Raw genomic sequence first — 16454 nt, forward strand, 5'->3', positions numbered from 1 at the left:
ACCGCCCGGTGCGGACCCGCATGCCGGGTGGTGTGGGAGGGGATCGGTCAGACTCTCTGACCGCCCCTATCCCGATCCGCCGTTTTCGTCCGTTTTTTGCGGGCCGGATCGTATCGTCCGGTCGTGCTATTTCACCCGTCCGCCGCGATTCGATGTCAGAGTATCGTCAGCGGAGCGCGGCATCATCCGCGGTGAGGCCGGCCGTCGCGATTGTTGCGGCGGCGGGCGCGGTGCGCGCGCGGGCCGATCGGACAAAAACGGACGGAGACATCGATGGCAGCAGACCTTGGCAAGGGGGCGCTGATCGCGCCCGAAAACGGACTGTCCTACGTGCGCGGCGCAACCGACGTGCCGCTATCCGAAGCGACGATCAGCCGGTTCCTGCTCGACACGGCGGGGCGCTTTCCCGACCGTCCGGCCGTCGTGTTCCGCGAGCAGCAGGTGCGCTGGACCTGGCGCGAGTTCGCGGACGAAGTCGACGTGCTGGCCGCCGGGCTCGCGGCGCTCGGGATCGTGAAGGGCGACTGCGTCGGCATCTGGTCGCCGAACCGCAGCGAATGGCTGCTCACGCAGTTCGCGACCGCGCGGATCGGCGCCGTGCTCGTCAACATCAATCCGGCCTACCGGCTGTCGGAACTCGAATACGCGCTGAACAAGGTCGGCTGCAAGGCCGTGATCTCGGCCGAGCGCTTCAAGACGTCCGCGTACGTCGAGATGCTGCAGACGATCGCGCCGGAGCTCGCGACCGCGACACCGGGCGACCTGCACGCGGCGCGCGTGCCGAGCCTGCGCACGATCGTGTCGATGGGCGAGGTGGCGCCCGCCGGCATGTTCCGCTTCGCGGACGTGATGGCGCGCGGCCGCCAGGCCGTCGATCCGGCGCTGCTCGATGCGATCGGCGCGACGCTCGCGGCCAACGATCCGATCAATATCCAGTTCACGAGCGGCACGACCGGCAGCCCGAAGGGCGCGACGCTCACGCACCGCAACGTCGTCAACAACGCGCGCTCGATCGCGATGGCGATGCGTTTCACCGAACAGGATTCGCTCTGCATCCCGGTGCCGCTCTATCACTGCTTCGGGATGGTGCTGGCCGTGCTCGCGTGCGTGTCGAAGGGCGCCGCGATGGTGTTCCCCGGCGAAGCGTTCGACCCGGTCGCGACGCTCGCGGCGGTGGCCGAGGAACGGTGCACCGCACTGCACGGCGTGCCGACGATGTTCATCGCGGAGCTCGATCATCCGGAGTTCGCGAAATTCGACCTGTCGACGCTGCGTACCGGGATCATGGCCGGCTCGCCGTGCCCGATCGAGACGATGAAGCGTGTCGTGTCGCAGATGCATCTTTCCGAAATCACGATCGCGTACGGGATGACGGAGACGAGCCCCGTGTCGTTCCAGAGCTCGACCGACGATCCGCTGGAAAAGCGCACGACGACGGTCGGCCGCATCCAGCCGCATCTCGAAGTGAAGATCGTCGATCCGGCTGGCGACATCGTGCCGGTCGGCGCGACGGGCGAGCTGTGCACGAAAGGTTATTCGGTGATGCTCGGCTACTGGGACGACGATGCGAAGACGCGCGAGGTGCTGGTCGACGGCTGGATGCATACGGGCGACCTCGCGACGCTCGACGAGGACGGCTACTGCAACATCGTCGGCCGCCTGAAGGACATGGTGATTCGCGGCGGCGAGAACGTCTATCCGCGCGAGATCGAGGAATTCCTGTTCCGGCATCCGAAGATCCAGAGCGCGCAGGTGTTCGGCGTGCCCGATCCGAAGTACGGCGAGGAGCTGTGCGCGTGGATCGTGCTGCGCGCGGGCGAGCAGATGACCGAGGACGACGTGCGCGCGTTCTGCAACGGGCAGATCGCGCACTACAAGATTCCGCGCTATATCCGCTTCGTCGACGAACTGCCGATGACGGTGACGGGCAAGGTGCAGAAGTTCGTGATGCGCGAGCGGATGATCGAGGAGCTGAAGCTCGACGTGCAGAAGACCGCGTGAAGCAAGACGATACGGGAAAATGCGGAGAAAACATGGCGGCCTGCGGGCCGTCCTGTGCAGGTCGCTACGTTTTCGATGGACGAAAAAAAGCGGGCTTATTAGCCCGCTAAAAACCACACGCTACGGGGTTAGCGCGAGGAGACCAAAGATGAAACCGGATCCGGCGGGGGGCCGGAAACGACTCCAACAGGGATGCCCCTCGGAAGGGCTTCGGTACGTGACCGACTGGCTCGCAGCGCTTCGCGTCCGCTCACACTTGGCACACGAGACCGCATCCGTGTTGAAACCGTTGAGGCCATTGTGGGCGAATTAATGACCCGTCGCGGTAACAAAGTGTTTCAGGTTGTAACGCCCGCCGGATAAGGCTTTCCGGGATTTTTTGCTGTTTTCGGGGTCCTGAAAAAGGTCATTTTTACCCATATTTTCCATCGCGTTTTCAAGGTATGCGCGCGATGCGTTTTTCACGCGTATCGGGCGCGACGAATTGCCGATTTTCACGCGAGAAAGTGCATGGCGCGATCGATACCGCGCATGACGATTCATTCGTCAGAAAGATTTTGAAACGTGATCGGAATGCGCGAAAGTCGGCCGTTCGGCCAATCCCGCGAATGCTGCGCCGACGGCGAGCGCCGCGGCGCGAAGGGAAGATGTAACGGCGGCACGCCGGCGCCGCTCCTGGCGAGAGGTCGGCGCCCGGCGGCCGCGGGATCGATGCCCGTGACCGGCCGCCGTGGCGCGGGCGCGCCTACTTCAGCCACTTGTCCGAAATCGCCTGATATTCGCCGGTGGACAGCGCAAGATGCAGCCACTGGTCGACGTACTGCTGGAACACGACGTCGCCGCGCGGCACCATGTACGCCTTCTCGCCGAACTGGAACGGCTTGTCCGGATGCACCGAGCAAAGGCCCGGATTCAGTTTTTGCTGCAACAGCGTCTCGGATGCATCCGTCACCATCACGTCGGCCTTGCCCGCGAGGATCTGCTTGAAGATCGTCACGTTGTCCGGATACACGGCGAGGTTCGCATGCGTGAAGAACTGCTTCGCGAAGCGCTCGTTGGTGCCACCCGGATTCACGATCACGCGCGTCTCGGGCCGGTCGATCTGCGCGACGGTCTGGTACTTGTCGGCATCCGCGCAGCGCACGATCGGCGTCTTGCCGTCGACCACGTACGGCTGCGTGAAGAACACGCGCTTCTGGCGCTCGAGCGTCGTCGACACGCCGCCCACCGCGATGTCGCACTTCGCGACGAAGTCGTTGGTGAGGTTCGACCAGCTCGTCTTCACGTAGTCGGTCTTCACGCCGAGCGATTTCGCGAGCGATTCCGCCATGTCGATGTCGATGCCCTCGAAGCGGCCGTCCGCGCGGTAGTACGAATACGGCTTGTAGTCGCCCGTCGTGCACACGCGCAGCGCGCCGCGCGCGAGCACGTCGTCGAGCCGCGTGCCGGCGGCCGGTGCAGTCGTGGCGGTGCCGGCCGCGGTCTGCGCGTGCGCGGCGGTGCAGCACAGCAATGCGGCCGCTGCGAGCGTGGCGAATGTCTTCATCGGTCTCCTCCTTGGTTCGGTTCGATATCAGCGTCCGATCATAGCGGAGCCATCGCGCGCGTCATATGGCCGCCATCGCGTCGGCATGCGCAGTCCGATCGCGGCTGTCCGGTAAAATGCCGCTTTGCCTTCGCATCGTCGCTCCTACCGTGGCCCATAACCTGCTCAACGACACCTTCCTGCGTGCGCTTCTGCGCGAGCCGACCGACTACACGCCGATCTGGCTGATGCGCCAGGCCGGCCGCTACCTGCCCGAATACAACGCGACGCGCGCGCGCGCCGGCAGCTTCCTCGGCCTCGCGAAGCATCCCGACTACGCGACCGAAGTGACGCTGCAGCCGCTCGAGCGCTTCCCGCTCGACGCCGCGATCCTGTTCTCGGATATCCTGACGATTCCTGACGCGATGGGGCTCGGCCTCGACTTCCAGGTCGGCGAAGGGCCGAAGTTCGCGCATCCGGTGCGCACCGAGGCCGACGTCGCGAAGCTCGCGGTGCCGGACATCGAGGAGACGCTCGGCTACGTGACGGGCGCCGTGCGCGAGATCCGTCGCGCGCTCACCGACGGCCAGGGCCGTCAGCGCGTGCCGCTGATCGGCTTCTCGGGCAGCCCGTGGACGCTCGCGTGCTACATGGTCGAAGGCGGCGGCTCGGACGATTTCCGCACGGTGAAGTCGATGGCGTATTCGCGCCCCGACCTGATGCACCGGATCCTCGACGTGAACGCACAGGCGGTGGCCGCGTACCTGAACGCGCAGATCGATGCGGGCGCGCAGGCCGTGATGATCTTCGATACGTGGGGCGGCGCGTTGGCCGACGGCGCGTACCAGCGCTTCTCGCTCGATTACATCCGCCGCGTGGTGTCGCAACTCAAGCGCGAACACGACGGCGAGCGCGTGCCGGTGATCACGTTCACGAAGGGCGGCGGGCTGTGGCTCGAGGAGATCGCGGCGACCGGCGTCGACGCGGTCGGGCTCGACTGGACGGTCAACCTCGGTGCCGCGCGCGAGCGCGTCGCGGGGCGCGTGGCGCTGCAGGGCAACCTCGACCCGACGATCCTGTTTGCACCGCCGGCCGTGGTGCGCGAACAGGCGCGCGCGGTGCTCGACAGCTACGGCAACCATCCGGGCCACGTGTTCAACCTCGGGCACGGTATTTCGCAATTCACGTCGCCCGATCACGTCGCCGAACTCGTCGACGAAGTGCATACCCACAGCCGCGCGATCCGTAGCGGAGCGGCGGGCTGAATGCAAGCGCCGTCATGCTGCGCCGCGCAATGACGGCGTTTCGTCGTTGAAACTAAACAGGACGCAACCCCGCTCCCGTTGCCGATTCGGTGCTTGTCAAGACTTGACTTATACACATTTTCCACGTTGCACCGCGGTAGAGCCCCGTATCGGTCGATTTGTCTCGCTATTGTTCGGTGATTTGAATAGCAGCCTTATGGAATAAGGCTTCGCGGGGGCCAGCGACAAACGGTGAAAAACAGCGGAAAGCACGGCCCCGCGCGCGTTGCGGCCGTTGAGCGGCGAGTTCTCAACAAAGTTATCCACAGGCTGGGCAGGGTATACGGCGATTCCTAATGCGAATCCAAAACTTAGCGCCGAATCTGAAGTTTTACTTTAAGTTCGCCACCGCGATGCGGGCGCGGGTGCAAGCCGTCCGTCCGCTACGTGTCACCGCTGCCGGAGCGTGTCGATGAGCGGCGTCTACCTGCGCGTGGCGCTCGACCATCCGCTCGCGACCCTGTTCGACTACCGCTGCGACGCGCAGCCGGCGCCCGCGCCCGGCACGCTCGTGCAGGTGCCGTTCGGCAAGCGGCAGGCCGTCGGGCTCGTCTGCGAAGTCGCCACTCACACCGATGTGCCGCCGTCGCGGCTGCGCGCGGTCGAGGCGGTCTGCGCCGACCTGCCGCCGCTGTCGGCGGACTGGCTCGCGCTCGTGTCGTTCGCGGCCGACTACTATCAGCGCGGGCGCGGCGAAGTCGCGTTGCCGGCGCTGCCGCAGGCGCTGCGCGACGCGGGGCGCTGGGGCCGGCTGCTCGCGCCGGAAGTGCGCTACCGGCCGACCGAAGCCGGCCGCGCGGCGCTGCCCGATGCATTGCCCGCGCGCGGCGCCGCGCTGCGCCGGCTCGCGCAGGCGTTGGTCGATACCGGCTCGCTGGCACTGCCCGACGCGCGCACGCTGCATCCGAAGGCGGCCGCGACGCTCGACGACTGGGCGGCGCGCGGCTGGGTGGACGTCGACGAGATCGGCTGGGCCGATGCGCCTGTGGCCAAACCTGTGGATAACCTGTCGACAAGCGGTGGACGGACTGTGCCGCCGGCGTTGACGGACCAGCAGGCCGAGGCGCTCGACGCGCTACGCGCCGCGCAGGGCTTCGCGCCGTTCCTGCTGCACGGCGTGACGGGCAGCGGCAAGACCGAGGTCTATCTGCATGCGCTCGCGTCGCTGCTTGACGCGCGGCCGGACGCACAGGCGCTCGTGCTCGTGCCAGAAATCAACCTGACGCCGCAGTTCGAGGCCGCGTTTCGCGCACGCTTCGCGGGCGCGCTCGCCGACGACGCGATCGTCACGCTGCACAGCGGGCTCGCCGAAGGTGAGCGGGCGCGCAACTGGCTCGCCGCCCACACGGGCCGCGCGCGGATCGTGCTCGGCACGCGCCTCGCGGTGCTCGCGTCGATGCCGACGCTCGCGCTGATCGTCGTCGACGAGGAGCACGAGCCCGCGTACAAGCAGCAGGAAGGGCTGCGCTATTCGGCGCGCGATCTGGCCGTGTGGCGCGCGAAACAGCTCGGCATCACGGTCGTGCTCGGCTCGGCCACGCCGTCGCTCGAAAGCTGGTGGCAGGCCGAGCAGGGGCGCTACACGCGGCTCACGCTGTCGCGCCGCGCGGTGGCCGACGCGACGCTGCCGACCGTGCGGCTGATCGATCTCGAAGAAGAGCGGCGGCGCGGGCGCGCGTCGATGGGGGGCCTGTCGGGGCCGCTCGTCGCGGCGCTGAAGGCGCGGCTCGAACGCGGCGAACAGAGCCTCGTGTTCCTGAACCGGCGCGGGTACGCGCCGCAGCTCGCGTGCGACGCATGCGGATGGGTGGCCGGCTGCCCGCGCTGCAGCGCGTACGTCGTGCTGCACAAGCCCGAGCACGCGCTGCGCTGCCATCACTGCGGCTGGGAAGCGCGGATTCCGCGGTCGTGCCCGGAGTGCGGGAACGTCGACATCGCGCCCCTCGGGCGCGGCACGCAGCGCATCGAGGAGACGCTCGCCGAGGCCGTGCCGGGCGCGCGGATTCTGCGGATCGACGCGGACAGCACGCGCCGCAAGGGCAGCGCGCAGGCGCTTTTTTCCGACGTGCACGCGGGCGAGGTCGATATCCTGGTCGGCACGCAGATGATCGCGAAGGGGCACGATTTCCAGCGCGTATCGCTCGTCGGCGTGCTCAATGCCGATACCGCGCTGTTCTCGCACGACTTCCGCGCGAGCGAGCGGCTGTTCGCGCAGCTGATGCAGGTGAGCGGCCGCGCGGGGCGCGCCGGGCTGCCGGGCGAGGTGTTGGTGCAGACGCGCTATCCGCGTCACGCGCTGTACCACGCGCTCGGGCGGCAGGACTACGTGGGCTTCGCGAATTCGACGCTCGGCGAGCGTCGGGACGCGCACTTGCCGCCGTTCGTCTACCAGGCACTGCTGCGCGCCGAAGGGCGCACGCTCGACGCGGCGCTCGCGTTCCTGCTGCAGGCCGCGGCCGCGTTGCCGGGGCTGCCGGGCGCCGATCGCGTGACCGTGTACGACGCGGTGCCGATGACGATCGTGAAGGTTGCGAACGTCCACCGCGCGCAGTTGCTGCTCGAAAGCGCGTCGCGGGCGGCGCTGCAGCATGCGCTGCGCGCGTGGCAGCCGACGCTGCGCGCGCTGAAGGGCGTGCTGCGGTGGAGCGTCGAGGTCGATCCGCTCGATATCTGAACGGCATCCACGCGGCCGTCGCGCGGGCCGCGGCCGAATGCCGGTAACCCGGGCCGCCGGGCGGCCCCGAATCGTCGTCTCCCGTCGCTTGGCTCGACGCCGGGCCGGCACCGCACCCTGTCACCCCAGTGCAACCCATTTTCGGCCGCTCTCGCGCAGGCCGACGGTTGCACACGCCCGTCGAATTTGCCCGATCAGGGAAAACACCGATCCCGAGACCACGGGCAACCCCTAGGTTGCAACTGCATAAGTGTCTGATTATATTGACTAACTTATGGGTGCAACCTATCTCTCAATTTGGTTGCACCTTTTTATTGCGTGCCGTAGGATTTCGCGCATCCTCTTACACCACACAGCCGGGCTCGCACCGGCGCACGAACCCACCATGGCAAGCACGACTCTCGGCGTCAAAGTCGACGATCTTCTCCGCTCGCGCCTCAAGGACGCCGCCGCGCGTCTCGAGCGCACTCCCCACTGGCTGATCAAGCAGGCGATCTTCGCGTATCTCGAGCGGATCGAGCACGGCCAGTTGCCGCCCGAGCTGTCGGGCCACAGCGGGGTGACGGAGCTCGCCGACGGGCAGGCCGCGGACGGCGACGACGACAACTCGCCGCATCCGTTCCTCGAGTTCGCGCAGAACGTGCAGCCGCAATCGGTGCTGCGCGCGGCGATCACGGCCGCGTACCGCCGTCCGGAACCGGAATGCGTGCCGTTCCTGCTCGGCCAGGCGCGTCTGCCCGCGAACCTGCAGGCGGACGTGCAGGCGCTCGCGACGAAGCTGGTCGAGGCGCTGCGCGAGAAGAGCTCGGGCGGCGGCGTCGAAGGGCTGATCCACGAGTTCTCGCTGTCGAGCCAGGAAGGCGTCGCGCTGATGTGCCTCGCCGAAGCGCTGCTGCGCATTCCCGATCGCGCGACGCGCGACGCGCTGATCCGCGACAAGATCAGCAAGGGCGACTGGCGTTCGCACGTCGGCCACGCGCCGTCGCTGTTCGTGAACGCGGCGACCTGGGGGCTGATGATCACCGGCAAGCTCGTGACGACCAACAGCGAAGCGGGCCTGTCGTCGGCGCTCACGCGCCTGATCGGTCGCGGCGGCGAGCCGCTGATCCGCAAGGGCGTCGACATGGCGATGCGTCTGATGGGCGAGCAGTTCGTCACCGGCGAAACGATTTCCGAGGCGCTCGCGAACAGCCGCAAGTACGAAGCGCGCGGCTTCCGCTATTCCTACGACATGCTCGGCGAAGCGGCGACGACCGAAGAGGATGCGCAGCGCTACTACGCGTCGTACGAACAGGCGATCCATGCGATCGGCAAGGCGGCCGGCGGCCGCGGCATCTACGAAGGCCCGGGCATCTCGATCAAGCTGTCGGCGCTGCACGCGCGCTACTCGCGCTCGCAGCAGGACCGCACGATGAGCGAGCTGCTGCCGCGTGTGCGCGCGCTCGCGCTGCTCGCGCGCCGCTACGACATCGGCCTGAACATCGACGCGGAAGAGGCCGACCGCCTCGAACTGTCGCTCGACCTGCTCGAGGCGCTCTGCTTCGATCCGGAGCTCGCTGGCTGGAACGGCATCGGCTTCGTCGTGCAGGGCTACCAGAAGCGCTGCCCGTTCGTGATCGACTACCTGATCGACCTCGCGCGCCGCAGCCGTCACCGCCTGATGATCCGCCTCGTGAAGGGCGCGTACTGGGATACCGAAATCAAGCGGGCGCAGGTGGACGGCCTCGAAGGCTATCCGGTCTACACGCGCAAGATCTACACCGACGTGTCGTACCTCGCGTGCGCGAAGAAGCTGCTCGCCGCGCCGGACGCCGTATATCCGCAGTTCGCGACGCACAACGCGTACACGCTGGCCGCGATCTATCACCTGGCCGGCCAGAACTACTACCCGGGCCAGTACGAATTCCAGTGCCTGCACGGGATGGGCGAGCCGCTGTACGAGGAAGTCACGGGCCGCGACAAGCTGAACCGTCCGTGCCGGGTGTACGCACCGGTCGGCACGCACGAGACGCTGCTCGCGTATCTGGTGCGCCGTCTGCTGGAAAACGGCGCGAACACGTCGTTCGTGAACCGCATCGCCGACAAGACGGTATCGGTGAAGGAGCTGGTCGCCGATCCGGTCGACGAGGCATCGAAGGTCGTGCCGCTCGGCGCGCCGCACGCGAAGATCCCGCTGCCGCGCAACCTGTATGGCGACGAGCGTCCCAACTCGATGGGCCTCGACCTGTCGAACGAACACCGTCTCGCGTCGCTGTCGTCCGCGCTGCTCGCGAGCGCGCACCATCCGTGGCGCGCGGCGCCGATGCTCGCCGACGACGCGCTCGCCGACGCACCGGCGCGCGACGTGCGCAACCCGGCCGACCTGCGCGACGTGGTCGGCACGGTCAGCGAAGCGACGGCCGAACACGTGAGCGCGGCGCTCGCGCACGCGGTGGCCGCCGCGCCGATCTGGCAGGCGACGCCGGTCGACGCGCGTGCCGATTGCCTGGTGCGCGCGGCCGATCTGCTCGAAGCGCAGATGCACACGCTGATGGGCCTGATCGTGCGCGAAGCCGGCAAGTCGCTGCCGAACGCGATCGCCGAGATCCGCGAGGCGGTCGACTTCCTGCGCTACTACGCGGCGCAGATCCGCGGCGAATTCTCGAACGACACGCACCGTCCGCTCGGCCCCGTGGTCTGCATCAGCCCGTGGAACTTCCCGCTCGCGATCTTCATGGGCCAGGTAGCCGCGGCGCTCGCCGCCGGCAACACGGTGCTCGCGAAGCCGGCCGAACAGACGCCGCTGATCGCCGCGCAAGCCGTGCGACTGCTGCGCGAGGCCGGGGTGCCGGCCGGTGCGGTGCAGTTGCTGCCGGGCACGGGCGAAACCGTCGGCGCGGCGCTGGTCGCCGATCCGCGCACGCGTGCGGTGATGTTCACGGGATCGACCGAAGTCGCGCGCCTGATCAACAAGACGCTCGCCGCGCGCCTCGATCCGGACGGCAAGCCGATCCCGCTGATCGCCGAAACGGGCGGCCAGAACGCGATGATCGTCGACTCGTCGGCGCTCGCGGAGCAGGTCGTCGCGGACGTGATGCAGTCGTCGTTCGACTCGGCCGGTCAACGGTGTTCGGCGCTGCGCGTTCTGTGTCTGCAGGACGACGTCGCGGACCGCACGCTGACGATGCTCAAGGGCGCGATGCACGAGCTGGCGCTCGGCAACCCCGACCGGCTGTCGACCGACGTCGGCCCGGTGATCGACGCCGAAGCGAAGCAGACGATCGACGCGCACGTCGCGGCGATGAAGGACAAGGGCCACGCGGTCACGCAACTGCCGATGCCCGATGCCTGCGCGCACGGCACGTTCGTGCCGCCGACGCTGATCGAGATCGGCAGCATCGACGAGTTGAAGCGCGAAGTGTTCGGCCCCGTGCTGCACGTGGTGCGCTACCGCCGCAACCAGCTCGACAAGCTGCTCGAGCAGATCCGCGCGACCGGCTACGGGCTCACGCTCGGTATCCACACGCGGATCGACGAGACGATCGCGCACGTGATCTCGAATGCGCACGTGGGCAACATCTACGTGAACCGCAACGTGATCGGCGCGGTGGTCGGCGTGCAGCCGTTCGGCGGTGAGGGGCTGTCGGGCACGGGCCCGAAGGCCGGCGGCGCGCTGTACCTGCAGCGCCTGCTCGCGACGCGTCCGTCGGGCCTGCCGCGTTCGCTCGCGCAGTCGCTGATGGCGGACGGCGCGACCGAAAGCGATGCGCGCGGCAACCCGGCGGCGGCGCTCACGACGCTGCGCGACTGGCTGATCGAGCAGCGCGAGCCGGCGCTGGCCGCGCGTTGCGACGGCTATCTCGCGCAGGTGCCGGCCGGCGCGACCGCCGTGCTGACCGGCCCGACGGGCGAGCGAAACACGTATACACTCGGCCCGCGCGGCACGGTGCTGTGTGTCGCGGCCACGCCGGGCGGCGCGCGTGCGCAGTTCGCGGCGGTGCTGGCGACGGGCAACCGCGCACTGTTCGCCGGCGCGGCGGGCGAGGCGCTGGTTGCCGCGCTGCCGGCGTCGCTGAAGGCGCACGCGGCCGTGCGCAAGCAGGCCGACGCGCCGTTCGACGCGGTGCTGTTCGAAGGCGACAGCGACGAGCTGCAGACGCTCGTGAAGGACGTCGCGCAGCGGCCGGGCCCGATCGTGTCGGTGCAGGGCGTGTCGGTGGGCGCGTTCGAGAACGGCGACGCGGAGGACTACGCGCTCGAACGGCTCCTGACGGAGCGCTCGGTGAGCGTGAACACGGCCGCGGCGGGCGGCAATGCGAATTTGATGACGATCGGCTGATCATCCTTGCCGTTCGGATCAAACAAAGGAAGCGGCAAGGCGATCCCGAAGCCGCTCCATTTACCCTGGTACCAAGGAGATGCTATGCAACACACGATGAAAAAGGTGGCAGGCGCGACGTTCGTCGCGGTCATGTCGCTGGCGGGGACGGCCCATGCGGATGACGTGAAGATCGGTTACGCAGGGCCGATGACGGGCGCGCAGGCGCACTACGGCAAGGATATGCAGAACGGGATCGTGCTCGCGCTGGAAGACTTCAACGCGACGAACCCGAAGATCGGCGGCAAGGCCGTGAAGTTCGTGCTCGACACGCAGGACGACCAGGCTGACCCGCGTACGGGCACGACGGTCGCCCAGAAGCTGGTCGACGACGGCATCAAGGGCATGCTCGGCCACTTCAACTCGGGCACGACGATTCCCGCATCGCGCATCTACGCGAACGCGGGCATTCCGGAAATCGCGATGGCGACGGCGCCGGAATACACGCAGCAGGGCTACAAGACGACCTTCCGCATGATGACGTCCGACACGCAGCAGGGCTCGGTGGCCGGCACGTTCGCGTCGAAGGATCTCGGCATGAAGAAGATCGCGATCGTCGACGACCGCACGGCCTACGGCCAGGGTCTCGCCGACCAGTTCGAGAAGGCCGCGAAGGCCGGCGGCGCGACGATCGTCGACCGTGAATTCACGAACGACAAGGCAGTCGACTTCAAGGCGATTCTGACGAAGCTGAAGGCGGCGAAGCCGGACCTCGTCTACTACGGCGGCGCGGATTCGCAGGCAGCGCCGATGGTCAAGCAGATGAAGGCGCTCGGCATCACCGCACCGCTGATGAGCGGCGAAATGGTGAAGACGCCGACGTTCCTGAAGATCGCGGGTGCCGCGGCCGAAGGCACGATCGCGTCGCTGGCCGGCCTGCCGCTGGAAGAAATGCCGGGCGGCAAGGCTTACGCCGACAAGTACAAGAAGCGCTTCGGCGAAGACGTGCAGACGTACTCGCCTTACGCGTACGACGGCGCGATGGCGATGCTGAACGCGATGAAGAAGGCCGATTCGACCGATCCGGCGAAGTACCTGCCGGTGCTCGCGAAGACCGACATGGCCGGCGTCACGTCGACGCACGTCGCGTATGACGCGAAGGGCGACCTGAAGAACGGCGGCATCACGATGTACAAGGTCGAGAAGGGCGACTGGAAGCCGCTGAAGAGCATCGGCGGGAAGTAAGCAGGTTGTCGCGATGTGCCGAAGCATGGGCGGCGGCGAAGGTCGCTGCCCGGCCGCTCGGGCATCTGAAAAGCCGCATGGTCACGAACCATGCGGCTTTTTTTATCGGCGCGAGCGGGGCTACTCGCCGCGCACGCGCAACAGGAACTTCTGCAGCTTGCCGGTCGGTGTGCGCGGCAGCGCCTGCACGAACGTGAATTCGCGCGGGACCTTGTACGCGGCGAGCCGCTCGCCGCAGAACGTGCGCAGCGCATCCGCATCGGGCGCCGCGTTCGCCCGCAACACGACGTGCGCGACGACCGTCTCGCCCCAGTCCGGATGCGGGACGCCGACGACGGCCGCCTCGGCGATGTCCGGGTGCGCGCCGAGCACGTCCTCCACTTCCTTCGAATAGACGTTCTCGCCGCCGGTGACGATCATGTCCTTCAGCCGGTCGACGATGAACAGATAGCCATCCTGATCGATCCGTGCGAGGTCGCCGGTGCGATACCAGCCGTGCGGCGCGAACGCGGCGCGCGTCGCGGCCGCGTCGTCGAGATAGCCGAGCATCATGCTGTCGGCCTTGAGCCAGATCTCGCCGGTTTCGCCCGGCCGCGCATCGACGCCGTCCATCCGCACGACCCGCAGGTCGACGCCCGGGCCGCCCTGGCGGCCGATCGAGCCGGCCTTCGCGATCTGCTCGTCCGGATACAGCGTCGTGCCGGCCGGCCCGGTTTCCGTCATCCCGTACACGTGGAAGAACGCGTGGCTGCGGTACGCGTGGGCGAGCCGTTCGGCCTGCGCGGCGCCGATCGGGCCGCCGCCGTACAGCCACGCGCGCACGCTCGACAGGTCGAATGCCGCGAAGCCGTCGATCGTGTCGAGCGGCAGCGTATACGACACCGGCGCGCCGAAATACAGCGTCACGCGCTCGCGCTCGACGGTCTGCAGGAAGCGCAGCGGATGGTATTCGCGCAGCAGCACGACGGTGCCGCCCGCGTACAGCGTGCCGCCGAACCAGTTGTTCAGCGGCGACGAATGCCAGATCGGCATCGCCATCAGCGTGCGCTCGTGGCGGCCGATCCCGGTCGCGAGCGCCGCCTGCATCGCCGCGAGCGTCACCGTGCGATGACTGTGCACGCAACCCTTCGGACGGCCGGTCGTGCCGGACGTGTAGAGGATCTGCGCGATGTCGTCGTCGGCCGGCTCGATGCCTGCGAGGCCGTCCATCGTCGCGCACATCGTGTCGAAGTTCGGCACGCCGTCGAGTTCGCCCTCGGTCACGAGGCGCCGCGCCGGATGCACGATGCGCTCGACCACCGGCGCGAGCGCCACGTCGAACAGCAGGGCCTTGCTGCCGCTGTGTTCGAGCACGTAGTCGACTTCCGGCGCCTGCAGCTTGTGGTTGATCGGCACGAATGCCGCGCCGAGGCGCCATGCGCCGAACATCAGGTCGACGAAGGCCGGCGTGTTGAAGCACATCGCGGCGACGCGATCGCCGGCCGCGACGCCGAGCGCGCTCAGCACGGCCGCCGCGCGGTGCGAACGATCGCGTGCGACCGCATACGTGATCGTCGCGGATTCGTTGACGAGGAAGGGCTTGTCGGGCGTTGCGCGGGCGGCGCGGTCGAGGGCGGCGACGAGGTTCATCGAGGCTCCGGGGCGGGCGGACGACTGCGGATTCGGGTGAGCGGGCTGGGGTCAGGCCGGGTACGCGCGTTGCAGCAGCGCGGCGACGTCGATCGCGTGCGGATCGAAGCCGCCCGCAACGCGGCCCCAGTCGGGCGCGGCGAGCCGCGTCGCGACGAACGCGTCGGCGACGGCCGCCGGCGCATCGCGGCGCAGCAGGCACGCCTGCGCGACGATCGCGAGCCGTTGCGCGAACACGCGGCCTGACGCTTCGAGCGTGTCGGCCGGGGCGGCGAGCATCGCGCGCAACGCGTCGAGCGCCGCGCGAATGCGCGGTTCGCCCGCGCCGAGGCCGGCCAGTTCGTCGAACAGCGCGGCGGCCGCGTCGGGCTCGCGCGATACCGCGCGCAGCACGTCGAGGCACATCACGTTACCCGAGCCTTCCCAGATCGAATTGACGGGCGCCTCGCGGAAGAGGCGTGCGATCGGGCCGTCGTCGACGTAGCCGTTGCCGCCGAACACTTCCATCACCTCGCCGGTCAGCTCGACCGCGCGCTTGCAGACCCAGAATTTCGCGGCGGGCGTGACGATCCGCTTCCATGCGCGTTCGCGCGGCGAATCGTCGCGCTCGAACGCGTCGGCGAGCCGCATCGCGAGCGACAGCGCCGCTTCGCTCTCCAGCGCGAGATCGGCGAGTACGGTACGCATCAGCGGCTGCTCGGCGAGCGCGCGGCCGAATGCGTGGCGCCGGCGCGTGTACGCGATCGCCTGCACGACGCCCTGGCGCAGCATCGCCGCGCTGCCGAGCACGCAGTTCAGTCGCGTATAGGTGGCCATCTCGATGATGGTCGGAATGCCGCGGCCTTCGTCGCCGAGCATGATCCCCCATGCATCGTTCAGCTCGATCTCGCTGCTCGAGTTGCTGCGGTTGCCGACCTTGTTCTTCAGCCGCTGGATCTCGACCGCGTTCTTCGTGCCGTCCGGCCGCCAGCGCGGCACGTAGAAGCACGACGGGCCGCCGGCTTCGGTGCGCGCGACGACGAGGTGCGCGTCGCACATCGGCGCGGAGAAGAACCACTTGTGGCCGCGCAGCCGGTATTCGCCGCCGCGCCCGCCCGCGCCGGCCGGCGTGGCGAGCGTCGTGTTCGCGCGCACGTCGGAGCCGCCCTGTTTCTCGGTCATGCCCATGCCGAACCAGATCGCGCGCTTGTCGGCGACCGGCACGTCGCGCGGATCGTAGTCGTCGCTGTAGAGCTTGTCGCGCAGCAGGTCCCACAGCGCCGGCTCCTTCTGCAGCACGGGGATCGCGGCCTGCGTCATCGTCGCGGGGCACAGCGTGCCGGCCTCGATCTGGCCGTGCAGGTAGAAGCCGGCGGCGGTCGCGGCCCAGCGGCCGCGGCGCGCGTCGCGGAATGCGAGCGACACGAAGCCTTCGTGACGATACCGGCCGAGCAGTGCGTGCCAGGCAGGGTGGAAATCGACGCGGTCGATGCGTCGGCCGCGCCGGTCGAACGCGTTCAGTTCCGGCGTGTGGCGGTTCGCTTCGTCGGCGAGCCGCGCGGTATCGGCGCTGCCGAGCCACGCGCCGTACGCGTCGAGCTGCGGCACGGCCCAGTCGGCGCCCGCCCGGGCGAGCGCGTCGCGCAACGCGAGATCCGTCGCGAAGAGGTTATAGTCGACGAGTTCGTCGAACTGGTTCGTGACGGCGTGAGTCGAGTCGGTCATCGCGATGGTCTCCGGTCTCATGCTTCGCGGTCGGCCGGCGTCGCGCCGCACGGAGGGCGCGTCGGCGCGGGTTCC

Annotated in this window: 9 protein-coding genes; 5 read left to right on the forward strand and 4 right to left on the reverse strand. The window is 68.3% G+C overall.

What is annotated here, in order from left to right:
- Window positions 1-273: 273 nt before the first annotated feature.
- A complete protein-coding gene (locus WS89_RS12260; protein ID WP_059791219.1) occupies window positions 274-2001 on the forward strand; it encodes an AMP-binding protein in 1728 nt (575 codons plus the stop codon).
- Window positions 2002-2310: 309 nt separating this feature from the next.
- Here WS89_RS12260 and WS89_RS33760 read toward each other — a convergent pair whose 3' ends face one another.
- Window positions 2311-2499, reverse strand: a complete 189-nt coding sequence (locus WS89_RS33760) for a hypothetical protein (RefSeq protein WP_156440547.1) — start codon at window positions 2497-2499, stop codon at window positions 2311-2313.
- A gap of 247 nt (window positions 2500-2746) precedes the next feature.
- A complete protein-coding gene (locus WS89_RS12265; RefSeq protein ID WP_059503170.1) occupies window positions 2747-3547 on the reverse strand; it encodes a transporter substrate-binding domain-containing protein in 801 nt (266 codons plus the stop codon).
- Window positions 3548-3696: 149 nt separating this feature from the next.
- Here WS89_RS12265 and hemE point away from each other — a divergent pair, with 149 nt between their 5' ends.
- From hemE to WS89_RS12285, 4 genes are all read left to right on the forward strand, one after another.
- On the forward strand, window positions 3697-4791 hold the full coding sequence (hemE, locus tag WS89_RS12270; RefSeq protein ID WP_306454015.1) for a uroporphyrinogen decarboxylase: 1095 nt from the start codon (window positions 3697-3699) through the stop codon (window positions 4789-4791).
- Between the two features lie 451 nt (window positions 4792-5242).
- Complete coding sequence (locus WS89_RS12275) at window positions 5243-7504, forward strand: primosomal protein N' (RefSeq protein WP_059791222.1); 2262 nt, start codon at window positions 5243-5245, stop codon at window positions 7502-7504.
- Window positions 7505-7889: 385 nt separating this feature from the next.
- Window positions 7890-11822, forward strand: coding sequence for a trifunctional transcriptional regulator/proline dehydrogenase/L-glutamate gamma-semialdehyde dehydrogenase (putA, locus tag WS89_RS12280; RefSeq protein ID WP_059503176.1), 3933 nt, complete (start codon window positions 7890-7892; stop codon window positions 11820-11822).
- An 84-nt stretch (window positions 11823-11906) separates the two neighbouring features.
- Window positions 11907-13046 carry a branched-chain amino acid ABC transporter substrate-binding protein gene (locus tag WS89_RS12285; RefSeq protein WP_034209639.1) on the forward strand — a complete coding sequence of 380 codons (1140 nt, stop codon included), beginning with the start codon at window positions 11907-11909 and terminating at the stop codon, window positions 13044-13046.
- Between the two features lie 120 nt (window positions 13047-13166).
- Here the strand turns inward: WS89_RS12285 and WS89_RS12290 are convergent, their stop codons facing one another.
- A complete protein-coding gene (locus WS89_RS12290; protein ID WP_059791224.1) occupies window positions 13167-14675 on the reverse strand; it encodes a class I adenylate-forming enzyme family protein in 1509 nt (502 codons plus the stop codon).
- Between the two features lie 51 nt (window positions 14676-14726).
- Complete coding sequence (locus WS89_RS12295; protein WP_059791226.1) at window positions 14727-16379, reverse strand: acyl-CoA dehydrogenase family protein; 1653 nt, start codon at window positions 16377-16379, stop codon at window positions 14727-14729.
- Between the last annotated feature and the right edge of the window lie 75 nt (window positions 16380-16454).

The sequence above is a fragment of the Burkholderia sp. MSMB1072 genome, assembly GCF_001524725.1.
Lineage (GTDB): Bacteria > Pseudomonadota > Gammaproteobacteria > Burkholderiales > Burkholderiaceae > Burkholderia.